We start from the raw sequence: 19,832 nt of genomic DNA on the forward strand, positions 1-19,832 counted from the left end.
GAGAGAAAGGAGTGGTACATATGAGAAAACCGAAAATCGGTGTCGTCGGCCTCGGCGGCATCGCCCAAAAAGCGTATTTGCCCATCTTGACGAACAGCACCTCGTTCGAACTCGTCGGCGCCTACTCTCCGACACAGGCTAAACGGGATGAAATTTGTCGGGCATATCGGATGGAATCGTTCACGGGACTCGATTCGCTCGCCTCGTCCGTCGATGCAGCGTTCGTCCATAGTTCGACCGAGACACATTACGAGGTCGTTTCCTACTTACTCGCGCAAGGCGTCGACGTGTACGTCGACAAGCCGCTCGCCGCAACCGTCGAACAGGCCGAACGGCTCGTCGAAACGGCAGAACGTACGAACCGCAAGCTGATGGTCGGCTTTAACCGTCGCTTCGCCCCGATGTATAATCAAGTGAAGGCAGCGGCCCCGTTCCACTCGCTCGACTTCGTCAAGCACCGGGGGGACGGCTTGCGCGGACACGATTACCGGTTCACGTTACTCGACGATTACTTGCACGTCGTCGATACGCTCCGCTATTTTGCCGGAAGCGACTTACGGCTCGTGACGGGACAAATCGAGACGACCGCATCGAACGGACTCCATTTCGCACGTCACGTCTGGCAAGATGAAAACGGCCTGCATACGACGTCGATGCACCGCAAGGCGGGCGTCAATCACGAAGGACTCGTCGCCATCAAGGACGGACTTCGGTTGACGGTCGATGAAATGGTGACGCTCCATCGCTTCGAACACGGCTCGCATTCGACCGAGACGTTCGGTTCGTGGGATACGTTGCTCACGCAACGCGGCTTCCAAGGAGCAATCGATCACTTCATCACGGCGCTGACTGACGATACCCCGATTTTGACGGACGGACGCGAGGCGTTGCTCACCCAACAACTAGTCACAGACTTGTTCAGCAGACGCTGAGAGGAGGAAAAATCAGATGGATTTCTTTTTCTACATCATGATCATCGCCGTCATCGCCATCGCCTCGGACACGATCATCAAGACGCGCAAAGCCCGCATCGAGGAGCTGCGGCTCAAAGTCGAGCAAGAAAAGCTGGCGATCCAGCGGCTCGAACTCGAGATGAAGCGCGACCAGGACAAATTGGATGACCACGGATTTTAAAAAGACGGTCGACCCTTCATTGGGCCGACCGTTCGTGTTATAAAATGTTTCGTTCGTATGAAGCCGTCACGTCGAGGCGACGCTTTTGGCGCCGTTCGACGAGTGTCGACCAGGTGACGGCCGTGACGATACAGGCAGCGCCGATGAAAAAGTTTCGGTCGAGCTGTTCGCCGAGAACGAGCCAACCGAGATAACCTCCGACGAGCGGCTGAAAGAAGAAGAACAACGACCCGACGCTCGCATCCATCAGTTCGAGTCCTTTGTTCCAAAAGAAGAACGCCCCGGCCGTCGAGATGATGCCGACGTATAAAACGCTGAGCCAAAGGACGCTCGTCATGTCTGGAACGCCAGACTGCACGACTTCTAGCCCCATGAGCGGTGTCATCAAGACGAAGGCGATCCCAATCGCGAACGTCGTGATCGTCAGAGACGAGACCGTTTGCGAGGCGACTTTGACATACACGGACATGAGCGCCCAGGTGATGGCGGCACCGACCAAGACGAGGCTGCCAAGCAAATACGTCCCATCGACGTGCCAGCCGACGACGATGATGACGCCGAGCGTCGCTAAGACGAGTGACCCAATTTTGACAGGTGTGAGCTGCTCTTTCAAAATCAACCGGGCGAACAACACCATGAACGCCGGCGTCGCTGCTGTCACGAGTGAACCGGTGTGGGCATCGGACAGCTTCGTGCCGATGAATTGGAATGAGATCGAGGCGACGTAACCGATCACACCGACGAGCGTGATCCATTTCAAATCCTCGCGCCTCACTTGTTCACGACCAAACAACGACCATGCCGCGAACAAGACGATGAACGCGACGGCGTAGCGCATCCAGACGAGCGTGAACGGCTCGATGAACCCGAGCGCATACTTACTGACGACGTACATCCCGCCCCAAATGCTAGCGGCGAGCGCCAAACTGATGGCACCGAGCCATTCCTTGCGCATCTTCATCCCTCCTTTGATTCCTAACTAATACGACGTCCATCGAATGAACTCCTGTTTTTCAACCGTTGTCGAAATTCAAGAAATCGCTTACACTAGTTGTATCGATGATTGAAAGGAGGGAGAAAGGTGAACTTTGTCGAACGTACGCACTGGTCAACTGAACATTTGTACATTTTGCGTGCGATTTTTCACGATGTTGCTTAACCATAGGACCCGTCTGTCCTGTTTTAGACATTGCTGAAAATACGACGAAGCGCCTCTCTTCCTTACCGAGCGCTTGTTTGCGCTCGGTTTTTTTTGATAGGCCTCGACTTTAGGAGGAACTTACATGTTGATCGACATGCAACATATTCAAAAACAATTCGGTGGCCACGCCGTCCTGACTGATGCCAATCTTCACGTGAACGCAGGCGAACGGATTGGACTCGTCGGACGGAACGGCAGCGGCAAAACGACGTTGCTCCACTTGATCGTCGGCACCGAGACGCCGGACGATGGCACGATTTATCGAACACAACGGCTCAACATCGGTTATTTGGCACAATTGCCCGACTATCCGGACAAGAGCGGGCGCGACGTGCTCTACACCGCGTTCGCCGAACTGATTCGGCTCGGCGAGGCGATGCATGCGCTCGAGGCAGAGATGGCGTCAAGCGATAAACTTGAACTGTTATTAGATGAGTACGGAGCGCTCCAAACCCGATACGAGCAGAGCGGCGGCTATGTGATCGACTCCAAAGTGAACGCTATGATCGACGGGCTCCGCCTCACGCGGTTTGTCGACCGCCCGTTCGACACGTTAAGCGGCGGCGAGCGGACGAAGATCGGGCTCGCTTTGGCACTGCTGCAAGAACCGGAACTGCTCATCCTCGATGAGCCGACGAACCACTTAGACTTAGAAGCGATGGCTTGGCTCGAGTCGTTCTTACGGGACAGCCCGTCGACGCTCCTGCTCGTCTCGCACGACCGGGTCTTCCTCGATGCCGTCGCCACACGAATCGTCGAATGCGAGGACGGTGAGTTGACGAGTTTTGACGGCAATTACAGCTCGTTCGTCGCTCAAAAAGAGAAGCTGTTGCTCGACCAATTCCATGCCTACACCGAGCAACAAAAAAAAATCAAGAAGATGAAAGAGACGATCCGGCAGTTGCGGCAATGGGCGAACGAGGGCAATCCTCCGAACGAAAAGTTCTACCGCCGCGCCAAATCAATGGAAAAGGCGCTCGCTCGGATTGAGACGATCAAAAAACCACGACTCGAGGCGATTCAGCCCGACATCACGTTCACCGCGAGCGGGCGAACCGGGCGTGATGTGTTTGAAGTGACAGACGCTTCTGTCACGTATGACCAGACTGTGTTTCAACACGTCTCGTTCTACGCCGGTCACGGGGAGCGGATCGCCATCGTCGGACCGAACGGCAGTGGCAAGTCGACGCTATTGAAGCTATTGCTAGGCAAGATCGAACCGACTTCCGGAGACGTTCGCCGGGCGGAACGGGCCCGAATCGGCTACTTGTCCCAGCACGTCCAGTTTGAAGACGGGCATCGATTAATCGAGGCGTTCCGAGACCGGATCGCCGTCGACGAGGGCAAGGCACGGCAGTTGCTCGCCCAGTTCTTGTTTTATGGAGCGAGCGTGTTCAAACCGGTCGGCAATTTGAGCGGCGGTGAAAAGATGCGGCTCATGCTCGCGGTCCTCATGCACGAGGACATGAACGTGCTCGTTCTCGACGAACCGACGAACCATCTCGACATCGAAGCGCGCGAGGCGCTCGAAGAAGCGCTCGACCGCTTCACCGGAACGCTCGTCGTCGTTTCCCATGACAGGTACTTCTTGAACAAACTGTTCCCGATCACGTATTGGCTCGATGGAACGATCACCCGTTTCCCGGGAAATGTCGCCTACGCGCTCGAAAAACGGGTTGAACCTCACATCGCCGAACCCGTCTCGCAACCGAAAGCCAAAATAGCCAAACCGCAACGGCCCGTCGATACCGCGGCCGACGAGGCACGATTGAACCAGCTCGAAGATGATCATCAGCGTCTACTCGCTCAAATGAACGACACGAACGACGTCGAGGAACTGATGAAGCTGCAACGACAAGCCGATGCGCTCCAAGCTGACATCGATGCGCTGCTCAATCAGTTGCTTGAATCGATTTAACGACGAACGACGCCGTGTCAACGGCGTCGTTTTTGTTCGAACCAGGATTGGACTAAAAAGCCGGTCACACCGACCGCCATCAAAAAATACGGGACGACGCGCGGCACCGCGCTCGCCTCTCCGATTGACATGAGCAGCAGTCCGCTCACGAACGTGCCGAGCCAGTACAATTTCGGCATAGATTCACCCCTTCACCCATCACCTAAGAAAAAGCGCCACACGTGTGGCGCTTAACGGTGAGCATTTTCTAAAAAAGCGGACTTTCACCCGATCGAGAAACATCTCGATCGACCGTCCCAGCGGATTGGTCAAATACGTGCTAGAAAATCGACGCGATTCACGCAATGATTTCTGAGCGTACGTTCGTCTAGAGGTCGATATAGCCTGGCACAGAAGCAAAAAATCGGTTCCGGATTGGCATGTTACCGACACTTCGACTGTGAAAAATGAAATCTGTCACGAACCTCGTCCTGCTCACCTCTGTTTCCAGAAAAATCGATACCTGTTGACGTCTGCTTCCCCAAAGCATCATGTTTGTCTGCCCCTTGCCATTTTAACATACGCAAGGTGGACGACAGATCGGATATGAAGGACGGTCACACAGGTCGATTTTTCTGACATGCTGTCTCTCGTTTCACCGAGCCGGCCTCGGCCAAACAACGACTGAATCTTTGTTTCATTCGTTGCCCCCTTTCAGCTCAACACGTTGAATGAGGACTACATTAATACAATAGCCGTTCTGCCCAGCGACGAACCCTAGTTCACCATTTCTTCAAAATTTCAGCTCATACATAACGATCAAGCGCATACGCGACTCCATCCGCCTCGGCGTCTTTCGTAATATGGGTACTGATGTCTTTTAGCGGATCGACCGCGTTGCCCATCGCAATTCTCGTCTCCGCCACCTCGAACATCGAGATATCATTCAAGTTGTCCCCGATTGCAACGATCTCTTCTTGCGGGATCTGATGATGCTCGGCGAGCTGCTTCAGCGCCATGCCTTTACTCGCCTTCGGATGTCCAATTTCAATCTTCGTCCATCCCGCCGTCGTGATCAAAATATCAGTCCGCGGCTCGTAAAGCTTCCGTAGCTTATGCAGCTTACGACGATCGAACGAATAGATGAACACTTTGTACACTTCATCGGCTTCAAAATCAATCTCATCAATCGTATCGACGTACGTCAGGCCGAACTGTTCATTTTGAATCTCGATCTCCCGCTCGCCCCACTCTCGGGTGAACGACTGGTCGTGCGGCAACACCTCATCTAATTCGCTTTTTAACAAGTCGGTACCCGTGCGCAACACTTTGACACCGGCGTTCGTATAAAACTCGACGTACGTATCATGCTCATGCGCCACGTCCCATAACTCCTGAACGACTTGTTTCGGGAGGGCGTGATAGTAAATACGTTCATTTTCATAAAATGCGATCGCCCCGTTCCCGGAAAGGATCGGGCACGTCAACTCGCTCCGCTTCAAAATTTCCTCGATATCATGGATTGAGCGTCCTGACGAGATGGCGACCAAATCACCGCGCTCCTGGCGTCGCCGGATTGCTTGTTGGTTCGCTTCCGTGATGACACCGGTGCGCGACAATAACGTCCCGTCTAAGTCGATGGCAATCAATTTCATTTAATTCTCTCCTTTCAGCATGTTTGTCTCCATTCTAATTCCCTGATTTGCTCAGTCTCAACTGTCAGATTGCACAGTAAATGAAAACTCCGGTTTCCCACTTTCAAAAATAGGGAATTTATTATTAGTTCTCAATAATATTTGTCCGTTCGGAAAGGAGTTCTTTATGAACATCTCAACTGGAAAGCCGCGTTTGAATCGTGTGTTTTACATCTCTGCGAGCATCATTGCCCTGCTCGTCTTATTCGGTGCGATTCGCCCGACATTATTTGCTGACATCGCCGGCAGTATCTTCAACTTCACGACCCGGTCGTTCGGTTGGTTCTACTTACTAGCCGTCTTCTTTTTCGTCCTCTTCTTAATCTTCCTCGCTTTCAGCAAGTACGGAAAGATTCGTCTCGGGGCAGACAGCGACCGACCACAATACCCGTTCTTCACTTGGATCGGAATGTTATTTTCAGCTGGTTTTGGGGTCGGGCTCGTCTTTTGGGGCGTCGCTGAACCGATGAGTCACTTCATCACGCCCCCATATGCGGATACGACTGAACTGACAGTCGAGGGAGCCCGACTCGCCATGGCCTATTCGTTCTTTCACTGGGGCGTCAGTCAATGGTCCGTCTTCGCCATCGTCGGATTGATCATCGCCTACTTCCAGTTTCGCCGGAACACAGATGGACGGATTTCGACAAGTTTATCTCCGCTCATCAAAGAGCGGCCTTACAAACAACCGCTCAACCAAACAATCGACATTTTTGCCGTCATCGCGACGGTCATGGGTGTCGCGACTTCGCTCGGGCTCGGCGTCCTGCAAATCAATGGCGGACTGAATAGCGTCTTCGGGTTGCCGAACACGGCACTCGTCCAAGTCCTCATCATCGTCGTATTGACCGCCTTGTTCTTGACGTCGACGACGACCGGTCTCGATCGCGGGATCAAATGGCTAAGTAACATCAACCTCGGAACGGCACTTGTATTGATGGTGTTCGTCTTCTTCGCCGGTCCGACCATCTTCATCTTAGAGACGTTCACGCTCGGGCTTGGCGACTATTTGCAAAACTTTATCCGCTATAGTCTCCGTCTCCAACCTTATCAACAAGGGACGTGGGTACGGGACTGGACGATTTTCTACTGGGCATGGGCCATCGCCTGGTCGCCATTCGTCGGAGCGTTCGTCGCTCGTGTTTCACGAGGCCGTACGATTCGCGAATTCATCGTCGGTGTTCTCGTCGTACCACCGTTCATCGCGCTCATGTGGATTGCCGTGTTCGGCGGGACCGCCCTTCATCTCGACTTGTTTGAAGGGACATCGATCGCCCAGGCAGTCGACGCGGACGTCACGAGCGCCTTGTTCGTCACGTTCGCCGAGCTGCCGTTCAGTTTCATCCTGTCTATCTTGTCGATTTTATTGATTCTCACGTTCTTGATCACGTCGGCCGACTCGGCGACGTACATCATCAGCAGCATGACAACGAACGGAAGCTTGAACCCGCCGCTTTCCGTCCGCATCGTCTGGGGCATCTTGCTAGGTGGCATCGCCGCTGTCCTGCTCATCGCGAGCGGACTCGAAGGGCTACAGACCGCTTCCTTGATCTCGGCCCTGCCGTTCACGATCATTCTAATCTTGATGGTGTACACGCTGTTCAGCTTATTGCGTCAAGAAAACCTTAAAAAAATTAAATAGCCACTTACCCTTTACCTTCTAAATGTGTAAAGGGTTTTTGTGATGAATGACAATGAAACATTTCATATTGACTATTATAGTTGTCATTTTGATTATAATCGTGTACATTAACCTTAACGAGGTGAAGATTATGAAAACAAAATTGAAAGAACTCCGCGCTCGATTTGGCATGAATCAGACTGAACTTGCCAAGCGGGCTCACATCTCACGTCAAACCGTCAGTTTAATTGAACGTGAAGAATTCATGCCATCTTTATTGATTGCCGTGAAAATCGCACGTGTGTTTGAGGAACCCATTGAAGAAGTATTTCAATTTGACGAGGAGGAATTACAATGAAATCATGGTTCAAATTTGGTCTGCAGATGTTTCTCGGCGGAGTGGTCGGTTACACCTTCATGTATGTCTATTTAAACAACGAAACAATTCAAGTCGATTTGACAAAGCTTGTCTTCCCTTTAACATTGCTATTGCTTCTTTCGCTACTCGGACTGATTGCTTGGGGTTTTAGCCGCGTTCAACGTATACGTCGCCTGACGAAACAGCCTTTGACCGGCGATGAAGAAGATGAGGCCGAGGGATACATGTATCAAGCCTATAGTGACGGTTCGCTCGCATCCTCGTTGACGATTATCCTCAGTCTCACCTCGGCTAGCTTTATTTTATTGACCGATCAATCGCCATCGTTTCTCATCGCGACTTTGCTCTCGTTAGCGGTGGGCTCAATCCTTACCTATTCATTGAACACATTATTACCAATCATGTATCCAGAGCGTTCCCTCCCAAAACTGTCAGATCCGGATTATGCACAGCGATTGCTCGACCTCTCCGATGACGGTGAGAAACATGTCATGTTGCAAGGCTTGTACAAGACAAACATCTCGACGACCTCGCTTATGACATTTGCGATTATTTTGTTGCTCGTCTATTCGATTGTGACGGGGGATTCACAATTGTTTTCAATTTTTGTCGTAACATTGATTATGGTATTTACAAACGTTCAATATATACACATCATCCGCTCCAAAAATTGACGCTACCTTTGCGGTTTGCTACGCTTTTGACAGAATTGAACGACACATTTAAGGGGGATACATGATGGTTCAAGATTTCACACGCGGTTATGCGGAGACGCGAGACGCAAGCGACCCACTCGCACGCTACCGGGGAGAGTTTTACTTGCCGCAGGACGGGATCTACATGGACGGGAATTCGCTCGGTCTGTTATCGAAACGAGCCGAGAAGACGTTGCTCGAATCGCTCAGTGATTGGAAAGAACTCGGAATCGACGGCTGGATGTCGGGGCGCCATCCGTGGTTCAATCTGTCAGAAGAGCTGGCCGCACTCAACGCGCCGCTCATCGGTGCGAGCACCAATGAAGTCATGGTCACCGGATCGACGACCGTCAACTTGCATCAGCTCGCCGCCACGTTCTTTAAACCGGTCGGCAAACGGACGAAGATTCTCGCCGATGCGCTGACGTTCCCGTCGGACATTTACGCACTCCAAAGCCAACTCTTGCTACGCGACCTCGATCCGGCCGAACATCTCGTCCAAGTGCCGAGTCGTGACGGTCGTTATTTAAATGAGGATGATATCATCGCCGCCATGACCGACGATATCGCGCTCATCGTCTTGCCGACGGTGTTATACCGGAGCGGTCAGATTCTTGATATGGCCCGTCTCGCCAAAGCCGCACACGAACGCGACATATTGATTGGCTTTGATGCATGCCACTCGGTCGGCGCCATCCCGCACGCGTTTCATGATTGGGGCGTCGACTTCGCCTACTGGTGCAACTACAAGCATTTGAACGGCGGACCGGGAAGTGTCGGTGGGCTGTTCGTCCACGAGCGTCATTTCGGGACGACGCCAGGTCTTGCCGGTTGGTTCGGATCACGAAAAGACAAGCAGTTCGACATGGACCACACGATGACACCGGCTGAACATGCCGGTGCGTTCCAAATCGGGACACCGCACGTCATGAGCCTCGCGCCACAACTCGGCGCGCTCGAGATGTTCAATGAGGTCGGCATGGAAGCGATTCGTGACAAGTCGCTCGCTTTAACGACGTATATGACCGAATTGATCGATGAACTGCTCGCACCGCACGGCTTCGTCATCGGCAGCCCGCGCGATGAAAAACGTCGCGGTGCCCACTTGAGCCTCGAGCATCCGGAAGCGGCTCGTATCTGTAAAGCGCTCAAACAACACCGTGTCATTCCTGATTTCCGAGCGCCGAACATCATCCGCCTCGCACCGGTCGCGCTCTACAACACGTTCACCGACGTGTACGACGTCGTCATGATCTTGAAAGAAATAATGGACAATAAAGAATACGAGGCGTTCGAGAACGTCCGTGAAGTCGTAGCTTAAGGAGATTAACGATGAGTGAACGTATCGAACATAAAGTCGAGCAATCGATTCAAACTGACTTTTCAAAAGACATGTCGTATGGCGACTATTTACAGCTCGACCCGATCTTATCGAGTCAACATCGCCTGTCGGACCACCACGACGAGATGCTGTTCATCATCATCCACCAGACGAGTGAGCTGTGGATGAAGTTGATCTTGCATGAGTTGACTGCGGCCGTGACCGCCATTGAAACGGGTGAGCTCGAACGATCGTTCAAAATGCTCGCCCGCGTCTCGAAAATCCAACAACAGCTCATCCAATCGTGGAGCGTCCTCGCGACGCTCACACCGGCCGAATATTTAGAGTTCCGTGACGAGCTCGGCTCGTCATCTGGTTTCCAATCGTACCAGAACCGCCAGATTGAATTCGCGCTCGGCTTTAAAAACGCACGGACGCTCAGTGTCTATGCCCATGACGAGGCACTCTATCCGCTCCTCGAGGCATCACTCCAAGCACCGAGCATCTATGACGTGACCGCCCGTGAGATGCACCGCCGCGGACTGCATATCGACGCGGACGTGCTCGACCGGGACGTGACGCAGGACTGGGAGTGGAACGAGAGCGTCGAGAACGCTTGGGCCGCCGTGTACCGGGACGTCAACACGTACTGGGACTTGTATGAACTCGGAGAGAAGTTGCTCGACATCGGCAACCAACAACAGATGTGGCGTTTCAATCATATGAGCACGGTCGAACGGATCATCGGTCAAAAAATGGGCACGGGTGGATCGTCCGGCGTGAACTACTTGCGCCGCGTCCTCGACCACCGTTTCTTCCCTGAACTATGGACCGTCCGGACAAAATTGTGAGGAGACATAACGATGACACAATGGATTGACGTATCACAGCCGCTCGACGACTCGATCACGACATGGCCGGGCGACACAAAGTTCAACTACGAGATCGCTTGGCCGATGGCGGACAGTGGCTCCGTCAACGTCGGCAAAGTGACGATGAGTCTACATACAGGCACACATATCGACGCCCCGTTCCATTTCGACGATGCCGGCAAGCGGGTGATCGACCTCGACCCCGGGCTCTACATCGGACCGGTCCGGGTCATTCATTTGCCCGGGCGACAAAAGATTGAAGCAAGTGATTTGGACGGATTCGACTTGACCGGTGTCGAGCGCCTCATCCTGAAGACGGACGGATGGCCGAACAAAGCTGAATTTCCAAGCCAGATCCCGGAACTTACGCCATCCCTCGCCGAGCGGTTGGGACAGCTCGGTATTTATTTGATCGGTCTCGACCTGCCATCGGTCGACGCCATCGACAGTAAAGACATGGACGCCCACCACGCGCTCGCGCGGAACGGCGTCCACATCCTCGAAGGGCTCGTCCTCGATGCGATCGCGCCCGGAGATTACGAATTGAACGCCGTCCCGCTTCCAATCGTGGAAGGTGACGGTAGCCCGGTGCGCGCATTGCTTCGCTCGATTGACTAACTGATCTTACATCCACTCCATTTTGACGGTGTGGATGTTTTTGTTTTATGTGAAAGGAACCATTGACGCTTGAGTTTGCAACTGTTCGGGAATGGATAATCATCGGAAGTGTGTAGAAAGGAGTGTTTTTTATGAAGACGATTTCTATGGTATTACCTGCCTATAACGAAGAAAAAAACATTCCTCTCATCTTCGACGCCATCCATGAACAGTTTGACGGCACTCCTTATTCTTATGAAATCTTATTCGTGAATGATGCAAGTTCGGATCGTACACTTGATGTAATTAAATATTTGGCTAAGCGTCATCCTGAAGTGCGTTACATCTCATTCTCGCGAAATTTCGGGAAGGAAGCAGCCATCCTGGCCGGGTTACAACACGCGACGGGGGATGCGACAATCTTGATGGATACCGATTTACAGCATCCGCCGTCCCTGATTCCGGACATGGTTGCCGGTTTCGAGCAAGGATTTGATCAAGTCATCGCCAAGCGCGACCGAGCCGGCGAAAGCAGGACTCGAAAACTGGCCTCTCGGACGTATTACAAGCTTATCAACAAAATCGTCGACGTCGAACTCGAGGACGGTGTCGGTGACTTCCGTCTGCTAAGCCGCGAGGCTGTCGACGCTCTCTTACGAATGAACGAGCATCAACGGTTCTCAAAAGGCTTATTCTCGTGGATTGGCATGGAACAAAAGACGATTACTTATCAAAATGTACTCCGTCAAAACGGCGAGACAAAATGGTCGTTTAGCCAACTATTCAATTACGGTGTCGATGGGTTGATCTCTTTCAATTCGAAACCGCTGCGCTTTTGCTTTTACTCAGGCGTATTGATTTTACTACTGTCGATGCTCTATATTCTGTTGACACTGTTTGACATCATTCAAGACGGTATCGACACACCAGGCTATTTCACGCTCATCTCAGCCATCCTGTTACTTGGTGGAATCCAGCTCGTCAGCCTCGGGATCATCGGTGAGTACGTCGGTCGCATCTATTTTGAGACGAAACGCCGTCCGGCCTACTTGATTCAAGAAACTAACATACAAAGGAAGAGTGCGAATGAACAAGAGAAAGGCCGAGTTTATAAGATTCGTCGCCATTGGGGGAATTAATACTCTTAACTACTATTTGATTTATATGTTGTTTCATCATCTATGGAACACCGGCTATGGGGTCTCTCATGTGGTGGCATTCACGCTCAGCATGATCGCCTCTTTCTTTTTGAACAGTTATTTCACGTTCAAAGTCAAACCGACGCTACGGAAATTTTTGCAGTTTCCGTTGACGCAAGTCGTCAACTTCACAGTCACGACGGTGTGTATTTATTTGCTCGTCGAACAACTGAACGTCTCGACGACGTTGGCCCCGTTGTTCGCCATCTTTATCGCTGTGCCGGCGACGTTCATCGTCACGAGTAAAATTTTGAAACGTGAGCAATCGACAATATGAGACAGTTCAAACTCATCAGTGTTGCGTTGCTCGTGTCGACCATCGCCCACGCTTTTTTCATCTACTATCAATCACAGGGTGGCTTCATCGCCGGACCGAATGACGGCTTATCGCAAATGGTCCCGTTCAAGCATTTCCTTTACGAAACGTTCCATAAAGGGAATCTCGTCTATGCCGAGGACTTCGGCTTCGGCGGCGGTATCCTCACACAACTCGCTTACTACTTTTCAACGTCAGTCGTATTTTGGCTCTCGGTCGCCGTCGTTTCCTTATTTGATGTGCTCGGACTCGTCACACCTGACTTGGACATGTGGTTGCGTCTCGCCTTGATTGTGAGCGTCATCCGGCTCGCTGTCGTCATCGTGTTCGCGACGTATGCGTATCAGTTGTTTAACGTCCGCACACTCCACGCTTTCGTCGGTGCCGTCATTTATGGTGTGTCGGTCATGTACATCCGTCACGTGACGTTTTGGGAGTTTTTTGCGGACGGCTTTTTGTGGGTCCCGCTCCTTGTCATCGGTCTCGAACGCATCATCCGAAACGGTCGCGCCGACTTCTTTATTGTTGTTAGTGCCATCATGCTGATCAATAACTTTTACTTTGCCTACATCAATTTAGTCTTCGTTCTCGTCTATGTCTTGTTCCGACAATTCATTCACCTACCCGAAGATCAGGTCAGTCGTAAACAGCAATGGTTGCTCTATAGCGGATCTGGCGTCATTGCCCTACTTCTGAGTTCGTTTGCGTTCATTCCGGCGACTTATGGCTTTTTGCAAAATGAGCGACCATCGCTCGAGCATGAGCTTCGTTGGATTCAGCTCGACAATTTGTTATACGATAGCAATCTGCTGATCCTACCGGCCGTCTTCCTACTGTTCGCTCTTTATCGTCCGCTCTACCGTCACGTCACGTTCCGATTGTTTGCGAGCATGAGTCTACTGTTGACCCTACTCCATTTCAGTCCGCACGTCGGTAGCTTCTTCAACGGCTTCTCGGCACCGCAATATCGCTGGGAGTATTTGGCGAGCTTCACGATCGGCGGCATGGTTGCTGTCGGCTTGACGCATTGGCGCTTCGAAAAAACATCATTTTTCAAGACAGCAGTTGTAACCGTTTTGGCTTATCTCGGTTTTGGGCTATTCGGTAACGCGCCATGGCCAATCGTGTTCGGTATGTTTGTCCTCATGATTTTAACCGTCTTATCGTTTTGGCTTAAACCATTGTTGGCTCCGTACCTCATCATCGCGTCTTGTCTCATCGTGTTCAACGGTTACACGAAGTTGGTACTTCACGATATGGCGATCGTCAACACGAACGAGACGTTCGTCACGAGTGAGCAGTACAATAGCGCTGAACAACGGGAACTCATCGACGTCGTCCGTGAAAAAGCCGGTCCGCTCGAACGCGTGGACTGGATGATACCGTTGCGAAACAATACACCAATCGTCCAGTCGTTCCTTGGGACGAGCCTATACTCGAGTATTTTGAACGGACATTTGCTCACATTCTATTGGAGCGACCTTGAAATTGATATGAGACGGGAAAGTGTCAGCCGTTACGGGACACTCGGCAACCGTTCGAATTTACATCATGTGCTGTCGACTCCTTATTGGATGCGTGATAAAACAATCGCGAGCGAGGCACCGTACGGCTTCCAACTGCTTGCCGAAACAGAACGTTACGCCGTTTATGAGAGCGAGACCCGCTTGCCGTTCGTCCGGACGACATCAAACACGTACAATCGTGAAGCGCTTAAAGATGTCTCGATGTTGACGCGTGAGCAAGCGATGCTGTCGGGTGTCATCTTAGAACAGGGAACCGCAACACCGTCCCCAGCGCAAACGATTACGTTTGTGAGTGAGCCTGTCAATGCGGTATGGGAAGATGAGACACTCCAAGTCACCGCTGAAGAAGGCGGAGTCGACTTTATTCTGGACGTCCCAGACTCGGCGACGGGTGATTTGTACGTCTCGTTCAAGATTCGCAAGCTTGAAGGTGATGGTTTCTTCATCCGGCTTGGGAATTACCGGACGACTCGAAAACCAGAAGCGTCGATTTATCGGACCAATCTCACTTCGATGACGCTCCGGACACCTCTCAAGAAAAACGTACCGCTCCGTCTACCGGAAGGAACGTATGTACTTGAAGACGTGACGATCGAGTGGGAAGATTATGCGACACTCGAAGACGCCCTTGAAGAATCGGCTTCTATCCCGGATATTCCGGTCGTTTGGGACGGACCTGACATCGACTTCACGGTTGAAGACGCAACCGAAGGGACATATGCCGTCCTCTCTGTTCCGTATGAACGAGGGTGGAAGGCAACTGTGAACGGAGAGCGACGCGACGTCTTGCAAGCGAACTACGCGTTCAGCGCCATCGCTCTCGACGAAGGTCGAAACGAGGTCGCGTTGACGTATCGTCCGCCGTTCTTCATCGTCACGACTGCGATGACCCTGCTTGGTCTCGCCTTGTTCGTCGGTTATCTTCTGTATCTACGCCGCAAAGAGCATCCGTTCACGTGAACGGATGCTCTTTTTCTTGCATGATTTCGCTCGAACTTTTCCGATGATCTAACCGTTTTGAAATTTGAATCTTATATTTAAGATGTTCCTCATAGTCTTTCGCAAACACACCGGCGTATAAGAAATCGAGCAGACAATGGATCGAGTCGTTCGAGGTGAAACTGCCGATTTTCGAGTAGAGACGCTCGCGCGTCGTCAAACGGAGCGTGCAGTCCGCCTCATGCGAGATAGCGTTCTCGCCGAGGCTCGTAAGCGCGAGCACCGGCACCCGGCGGCTCTTCAAATAAGGAATGAGGCCGACCGTATAATCACTCTCACCTGTATAGGAGATGAGGAGCGCGCACGTCGTTTCATCCGAGTTCGCTGCCTCGAACTCGGCGTCCACCTCACAAAGTGTGACTTGCTTGCCAATGCGATTCATTTTGGACTTGAAGTCGTGGCAGAGCAGCAAGTTATGAATGATTGAAAAGACTTTAATATGCCTGGCCTCATGTAACATCGTCACGGCTTGCTCGAACGCCTCATGATCTAATAAAGATAGCGTATCCTCGATTGTCATCTGTTTGAGCGTCGCCATCTTGTTCGCCACAATCATCAAACTATCCCCGTCCGCGAACGGATAGTTGGCATCGATGTTAGAAAAATGACGGTTCAAGTACTCAATTTCTTCTAAAAATTGTATTTTCAAATCAAGCCAACCTGAAAAATCTAATTTCGTGGCAATTCGACTTAGTATCGATGGATGCGTGTACGTCGCTTCGGCAATCTGCTTCATCGTTTGGTCATGGATATGCTCGCGTTCGGCGAACAAATAATCGATGACACCTCGTTCCGACGGCGAGAACAAATCTTGTTTCAGCTTTTCGGTCAACAACATATCTAGTCTCCTCTCGTGAATGAAATTCACAAAAATCATTCTTTTTTTGTTTTGTTTTGTAAACGCTTTCGGAGTTGTCTGTAAATCTATTGTATTCATTTCTCTATATTCTATACTGAAATGGACATGAGAAAATACATCAAGCAGTCAATTCTATTTACACACCGCTCAATTTTTTGTGAACTATATGAGGAGGAGATTGAAATGACAACCGGAATCAAACTCGTCACGATCGGCGGCGGCAGCAGCTACACGCCAGAATTGATGGAAGGATTCATCAAACGTTACGAAGAGTTGCCGATCCGCGAGATTTGGCTCGTCGATATCGAAGCGGGAAAAGAGAAGCTCGAGATTGTCGGACAGATGGCCCAACGCATGTGGGACGCTTCACCTTATGACGTCACCGTGCATCTCACACTCGACCGGCGGGAAGCGTTACAAGGCGCCGACTTCGTCACGACCCAGTTCCGCGTCGGCTTGCTCGACGCCCGGATCAAAGACGAACGCATTCCGCTCTCCTACGGCATGGTTGGGCAAGAGACGAATGGGGCCGGCGGCATTTTGAAGGCGTTCCGGACCATTCCTGTCATTCTCGACATCGTCGAAGATATGAAACAGCTCTGTCCGAACGCCTGGCTCGTCAACTTCACGAACCCGAGCGGTATGGTGACCGACGCCATCATTCGTTACGGGAAGTGGGACAAAGTCATCGGACTTTGCAACGTCCCGGTCAACGCGATGATGGCCGAACCGGAACTGATCGGCAAGAAACCGGGAGACTTGATTTACTCTTTCGCCGGATTGAATCACTTCCACTGGCACCGCGTGCATGACGTGACTGGTCGTGATGTGACGCGCGATATCATCGACAAGATGTACGATGGTAATTCCGGCATCCCGGCCAATATCCACGACATGCCGTTCTTCAAAGAGCAGCTGCATCAGATGAATATGATCCCGTGCGGCTATCACCGTTACTATTATCGCGCCGAGGAGATGCTCGCCCACATGCTCGAGGAGTACCGAGATCCGGCTGTCGGGACACGGGCCGAACAAGTGAAACAGACGGAAGCCGAGCTGTTCGAACTGTATAAAGATCCGCACCTCGACCATAAGCCGGAGCAACTGTCGAAGCGGGGCGGCGCCCACTACTCGGACGCGGCTTGTGAGACGATCGCCTCAATCTATGCGAATAAAAACACACACATCGTCGTCTCGACGAAAAATAACGGTGCTGTCCCCGACCTTGCTCCCGACGACGTCGTCGAAGTGTCCGCCTATATTGGTGCTAACGGCGCGAAACCGATCGCCTTCGGTTCACTCGCACCAGCCGAAAAAGGTTGGCTCCAAGTCATGAAAAACATGGAACTGTGCGTCGAAGAAGCAGCTGTGACTGGGAATTACGGACTTGCTCTTCAAGCGTTCATCATCAATCCGCTCATCCCGAGCGGCGAGACCGCGAAACGGGTGCTTGATGAACTACTCATCGCCCATAAAGCTCATCTGCCTCAGTTCGCTGACAAAATCGCCGAACTAGAAGCGAGCGGTGTTACGATCAGAGACGAAGTCGTTCAAGCGCTCCGCCCGATCACACAATCATAAAAAACAGCCGGTGCGTCCCATGGACGTACCGGCTGTTGCCTTATTTGATGAGTTCAAGGTCGACCGGAATGTTTTCTTCCACGGTCTCACCTTTCAAGTAGTTGACGGCTGCTTCGACACCGAGTTTTCCGATCTCTGTCGGTTTTTGCGCCACCGTTGCGGCCATCGTTCCGTCTTCAACAGCCTTGACCGCGTCATCCGTCGCATCGAAACCGATGACTTTGACATCGCTCAATCCGGCACTGCTCAACGCTTGGACCGCACCGAGTGCCATTTCGTCATTGTGCGCGAACACCGCGACGATATCTTTATTGTCTTGGAGAATGTTTTCCATGACCGTTAAGCCTTGGGCCCGGTCAAAGTTTGCCGATTGTTTGGCCACGACGTCGAGTTTTCCATCGATTGCCTCGTTGAAGCCTTGACCGCGATCGCGTGTGGCCGATGCTCCTGGAATACCTTCTAATTCAACGACTTTCCCGCCTTCCCCGACGAGTTCAACCATGTACTCACCAGCGAGCTTCCCGCCAGCTGCGTTGTCTGACGCGACGTGGGCGACGACTTCTCCCGATTCTGCGTTCCGGTCGACCGTGATGACAGGGATACCAGCATCGTTCGCGCTTTGAACAGCGGCTCCGACCGCTTCGGAATCCGTCGGGTTAATCAAAATCAAATCCATGCCTTTTTGAATCATATCTTCGACGTCGCTCACTTGTTTCGCCGCATCGTTTTGTGCGTCAGCCACAGTGAGTGTCGCATCGAGTTGCTTCGCCTCTTCTTCAGCTCCATCTTTCAAAGCAACGAAGAACGGGTTGTTCAATGTAGAGATGGAGAGTCCGATCTTAAAGTCCCCATCTTTTGGTTCTTGTTCCGAACTTGTTCCCGGTTGTTCCGTCGAACAAGCCGCCATCATGATCATTGTCAGTACGAGTAGCCAAGCTGTCCATTTTTTCATCTTCTGTTTCCCCTTTCGATGATTACGCGTTTTGTTTGCGATCAAGTAGCACCGCAAATAAGATGACGGCCCCTTTGACGACGAGTTGGAAGAACGACGAGACGCCGAGAAGATTCAAGCCGTTATTCAACGTGCCGATAATTAGAGCGCCAATCAATGTTCCGACAATCCAACCACGTCCCCCGGCTAAACTTGTTCCCCCGAGAACAACAGCCGCAATCGCATCAAGCTCGTATGAAGTACCTGCCGTCGGCTGAGCCGAATTGAGACGTGACGTTAAAATGATTCCTGCTAACGCTGCCAACATGCCTGACAACGAGTAAATCATCACTTTGACTTTATTAACGCCAATCCCCATCAGTTTAGAGGCTTCCTCATTACCGCCAATCGCATACGTATGGCGTCCGAACGTCGTTTTTTTCAAGATGAAGTAGAGTATGCCGAACGCAATCAACATCGTGACCGCCGGCACCGGAATAATCCATAAGTAGCCACGCCCTAACATTTCAAACCAAGTTGAGTCCCCTAAACCGGTGATCGGCCGGCCATCCGTGTATACGAGCGTCAGCCCTCGGTAGATGGTCATCGTCGCCAGCGTCGCAATGAACGGCGCGACTTTTCCGTATGTGATGACGGCTCCGTTAAACGCACCGAGCACGGCACCTGCAATCAATCCGAGCGCGATCGCCATGACAGCGTGTTGACCATCGACCATCATCCCGGCGACGAATGCCGAAGAGAGCGCGAGAATCGACCCGACTGATAAATCAATTCCGCCTGTCAAAATGACGAACGTCATCCCGAACGCAATCAAGGCGTTGATGGAAACTTGCCGCAAGACGTTAAAGATGTTGTTCAACGAGAGAAATCCTGGTTCGAGAGCCGTCACCACAACGATGATAGCAAGTAATCCGAACAGTGGACCGAGTTTTTGCCCCCATCCGAGCTTTTGCGGTCGCCCTAGCGCAGCCGTTGCTTTCAATTCCATA

General features: G+C 51.8%; 19 protein-coding genes. 13 read left to right on the forward strand and 6 right to left on the reverse strand.

What is annotated here, in order from left to right; translation table 11 throughout:
- The first annotated feature begins 20 nt into the window (after positions 1–20).
- Positions 21–932, forward strand: a complete 912-nt coding sequence (locus EVJ23_RS05835; RefSeq protein WP_131464771.1) for a Gfo/Idh/MocA family protein — start codon at positions 21–23, stop codon at positions 930–932.
- Between the two features lie 16 nt (positions 933–948).
- The gene (locus tag EVJ23_RS05840) at positions 949–1,134 is read left to right on the forward strand and encodes a hypothetical protein (protein ID WP_070329171.1); all 186 of its coding nucleotides are present in this window, start codon (positions 949–951) and stop codon (positions 1,132–1,134) included.
- Between the two features lie 37 nt (positions 1,135–1,171).
- Here the strand turns inward: EVJ23_RS05840 and EVJ23_RS05845 are convergent, their stop codons facing one another.
- The gene (locus tag EVJ23_RS05845) at positions 1,172–2,089 is read right to left on the reverse strand and encodes a DMT family transporter (RefSeq protein WP_070329172.1); all 918 of its coding nucleotides are present in this window, start codon (positions 2,087–2,089) and stop codon (positions 1,172–1,174) included.
- A gap of 328 nt (positions 2,090–2,417) precedes the next feature.
- Here EVJ23_RS05845 and abc-f point away from each other — a divergent pair, with 328 nt between their 5' ends.
- Positions 2,418–4,253: a ribosomal protection-like ABC-F family protein gene (gene abc-f, locus EVJ23_RS05850; RefSeq protein ID WP_131464773.1), complete on the forward strand. Its 1,836-nt coding sequence runs from the start codon at positions 2,418–2,420 to the stop codon at positions 4,251–4,253.
- A gap of 17 nt (positions 4,254–4,270) precedes the next feature.
- Here abc-f and EVJ23_RS15280 read toward each other — a convergent pair whose 3' ends face one another.
- Together EVJ23_RS15280 and EVJ23_RS05855 are read right to left on the reverse strand one after the other, a co-directional pair.
- A complete protein-coding gene (locus EVJ23_RS15280) occupies positions 4,271–4,432 on the reverse strand; it encodes a hypothetical protein (protein ID WP_167615757.1) in 162 nt (53 codons plus the stop codon).
- A 606-nt stretch (positions 4,433–5,038) separates the two neighbouring features.
- Positions 5,039–5,887 carry an HAD family hydrolase gene (locus EVJ23_RS05855; protein ID WP_131464775.1) on the reverse strand — a complete coding sequence of 283 codons (849 nt, stop codon included), beginning with the start codon at positions 5,885–5,887 and terminating at the stop codon, positions 5,039–5,041.
- Between the two features lie 166 nt (positions 5,888–6,053).
- On the opposite strand from EVJ23_RS05855, the gene EVJ23_RS05860 reads away from it, so the two are divergent.
- The 9 genes from EVJ23_RS05860 (at position 6,054) to EVJ23_RS05900 (ending at position 15,412) form a co-directional block, all read left to right on the forward strand.
- On the forward strand, positions 6,054–7,568 hold the full coding sequence (locus EVJ23_RS05860) for a BCCT family transporter (protein WP_070329443.1): 1,515 nt from the start codon (positions 6,054–6,056) through the stop codon (positions 7,566–7,568).
- 130 nt (positions 7,569–7,698) lie between these two features.
- Positions 7,699–7,905 carry a helix-turn-helix transcriptional regulator gene (locus tag EVJ23_RS05865; protein ID WP_070329478.1) on the forward strand — a complete coding sequence of 69 codons (207 nt, stop codon included), beginning with the start codon at positions 7,699–7,701 and terminating at the stop codon, positions 7,903–7,905.
- Positions 7,902–8,600, forward strand: coding sequence for a DUF3169 family protein (locus tag EVJ23_RS05870; RefSeq protein WP_070329444.1), 699 nt, complete (start codon positions 7,902–7,904; stop codon positions 8,598–8,600). The genes EVJ23_RS05865 and EVJ23_RS05870 overlap by 4 nt, the downstream gene beginning before the upstream one ends.
- 64 nt (positions 8,601–8,664) lie before the next feature.
- A complete protein-coding gene (gene kynU, locus EVJ23_RS05875; protein WP_131464777.1) occupies positions 8,665–9,942 on the forward strand; it encodes a kynureninase in 1,278 nt (425 codons plus the stop codon).
- An 11-nt stretch (positions 9,943–9,953) separates the two neighbouring features.
- Complete coding sequence (kynA, locus tag EVJ23_RS05880) at positions 9,954–10,793, forward strand: tryptophan 2,3-dioxygenase (protein ID WP_131464779.1); 840 nt, start codon at positions 9,954–9,956, stop codon at positions 10,791–10,793.
- A gap of 12 nt (positions 10,794–10,805) precedes the next feature.
- The gene (kynB, locus tag EVJ23_RS05885) at positions 10,806–11,432 is read left to right on the forward strand and encodes an arylformamidase (RefSeq protein ID WP_131439437.1); all 627 of its coding nucleotides are present in this window, start codon (positions 10,806–10,808) and stop codon (positions 11,430–11,432) included.
- Positions 11,433–11,563: 131 nt separating this feature from the next.
- Positions 11,564–12,550, forward strand: a complete 987-nt coding sequence (locus tag EVJ23_RS05890; RefSeq protein ID WP_131439439.1) for a glycosyltransferase family 2 protein — start codon at positions 11,564–11,566, stop codon at positions 12,548–12,550.
- 25 nt (positions 12,551–12,575) lie between these two features.
- The gene (locus EVJ23_RS05895) at positions 12,576–12,887 is read left to right on the forward strand and encodes a GtrA family protein (RefSeq protein WP_330857366.1); all 312 of its coding nucleotides are present in this window, start codon (positions 12,576–12,578) and stop codon (positions 12,885–12,887) included.
- Positions 12,884–15,412 (forward strand): YfhO family protein, encoded by a 2,529-nt coding sequence (locus EVJ23_RS05900; RefSeq protein WP_131464781.1) that lies wholly within the window; start codon positions 12,884–12,886, stop codon positions 15,410–15,412. Before EVJ23_RS05895 ends, EVJ23_RS05900 begins: the two co-directional genes overlap by 4 nt.
- On the opposite strand, the gene EVJ23_RS05905 is transcribed toward EVJ23_RS05900, so the two are convergent.
- Positions 15,405–16,289, reverse strand: coding sequence for a MurR/RpiR family transcriptional regulator (locus EVJ23_RS05905; protein WP_131464783.1), 885 nt, complete (start codon positions 16,287–16,289; stop codon positions 15,405–15,407). The two genes, EVJ23_RS05900 and EVJ23_RS05905, sit on opposite strands and share 8 nt — an antisense overlap.
- 204 nt (positions 16,290–16,493) lie before the next feature.
- On the opposite strand from EVJ23_RS05905, the gene EVJ23_RS05910 reads away from it, so the two are divergent.
- On the forward strand, positions 16,494–17,891 hold the full coding sequence (locus EVJ23_RS05910) for a 6-phospho-beta-glucosidase (protein WP_131464785.1): 1,398 nt from the start codon (positions 16,494–16,496) through the stop codon (positions 17,889–17,891).
- 40 nt (positions 17,892–17,931) lie between these two features.
- Here EVJ23_RS05910 and rbsB read toward each other — a convergent pair whose 3' ends face one another.
- Both rbsB and EVJ23_RS05920 read right to left on the reverse strand, forming a co-directional pair.
- Positions 17,932–18,843 (reverse strand): ribose ABC transporter substrate-binding protein RbsB, encoded by a 912-nt coding sequence (gene rbsB, locus EVJ23_RS05915; RefSeq protein WP_131464787.1) that lies wholly within the window; start codon positions 18,841–18,843, stop codon positions 17,932–17,934.
- A gap of 22 nt (positions 18,844–18,865) precedes the next feature.
- Positions 18,866–19,831 (reverse strand): ABC transporter permease subunit, encoded by a 966-nt coding sequence (locus EVJ23_RS05920; RefSeq protein ID WP_070329454.1) that lies wholly within the window; start codon positions 19,829–19,831, stop codon positions 18,866–18,868.
- Position 19,832: the final 1 nt, after the last annotated feature.

The sequence above is a fragment of the Exiguobacterium sp. SH1S1 genome, assembly GCF_004337245.1.
Lineage (GTDB): Bacteria > Bacillota > Bacilli > Exiguobacteriales > Exiguobacteriaceae > Exiguobacterium > Exiguobacterium aurantiacum_A.

Coding starts and splice junctions, on each gene's coding strand:
- EVJ23_RS05835 (WP_131464771.1), top strand. CDS start 21: ATGAGAAAACCGAAAATCGGTGTCGTCGGCCTCGGCGGCATCGCCCAA.
- EVJ23_RS05840 (WP_070329171.1), top strand. CDS start 949: ATGGATTTCTTTTTCTACATCATGATCATCGCCGTCATCGCCATCGCC.
- EVJ23_RS05845 (WP_070329172.1), bottom strand. CDS start 2,089: ATGCGCAAGGAATGGCTCGGTGCCATCAGTTTGGCGCTCGCCGCTAGC.
- abc-f (WP_131464773.1), top strand. CDS start 2,418: ATGTTGATCGACATGCAACATATTCAAAAACAATTCGGTGGCCACGCC.
- EVJ23_RS15280 (WP_167615757.1), bottom strand. CDS start 4,432: ATGCCGAAATTGTACTGGCTCGGCACGTTCGTGAGCGGACTGCTGCTC.
- EVJ23_RS05855 (WP_131464775.1), bottom strand. CDS start 5,887: ATGAAATTGATTGCCATCGACTTAGACGGGACGTTATTGTCGCGCACC.
- EVJ23_RS05860 (WP_070329443.1), top strand. CDS start 6,054: ATGAACATCTCAACTGGAAAGCCGCGTTTGAATCGTGTGTTTTACATC.
- EVJ23_RS05865 (WP_070329478.1), top strand. CDS start 7,699: ATGAAAACAAAATTGAAAGAACTCCGCGCTCGATTTGGCATGAATCAG.
- EVJ23_RS05870 (WP_070329444.1), top strand. CDS start 7,902: ATGAAATCATGGTTCAAATTTGGTCTGCAGATGTTTCTCGGCGGAGTG.
- kynU (WP_131464777.1), top strand. CDS start 8,665: ATGGTTCAAGATTTCACACGCGGTTATGCGGAGACGCGAGACGCAAGC.
- kynA (WP_131464779.1), top strand. CDS start 9,954: ATGAGTGAACGTATCGAACATAAAGTCGAGCAATCGATTCAAACTGAC.
- kynB (WP_131439437.1), top strand. CDS start 10,806: ATGACACAATGGATTGACGTATCACAGCCGCTCGACGACTCGATCACG.
- EVJ23_RS05890 (WP_131439439.1), top strand. CDS start 11,564: ATGAAGACGATTTCTATGGTATTACCTGCCTATAACGAAGAAAAAAAC.
- EVJ23_RS05895 (WP_330857366.1), top strand. CDS start 12,576: ATGTTGTTTCATCATCTATGGAACACCGGCTATGGGGTCTCTCATGTG.
- EVJ23_RS05900 (WP_131464781.1), top strand. CDS start 12,884: ATGAGACAGTTCAAACTCATCAGTGTTGCGTTGCTCGTGTCGACCATC.
- EVJ23_RS05905 (WP_131464783.1), bottom strand. CDS start 16,289: ATGTTGTTGACCGAAAAGCTGAAACAAGATTTGTTCTCGCCGTCGGAA.
- EVJ23_RS05910 (WP_131464785.1), top strand. CDS start 16,494: ATGACAACCGGAATCAAACTCGTCACGATCGGCGGCGGCAGCAGCTAC.
- rbsB (WP_131464787.1), bottom strand. CDS start 18,843: ATGAAAAAATGGACAGCTTGGCTACTCGTACTGACAATGATCATGATG.
- EVJ23_RS05920 (WP_070329454.1), bottom strand. CDS start 19,831: ATGGAATTGAAAGCAACGGCTGCGCTAGGGCGACCGCAAAAGCTCGGA.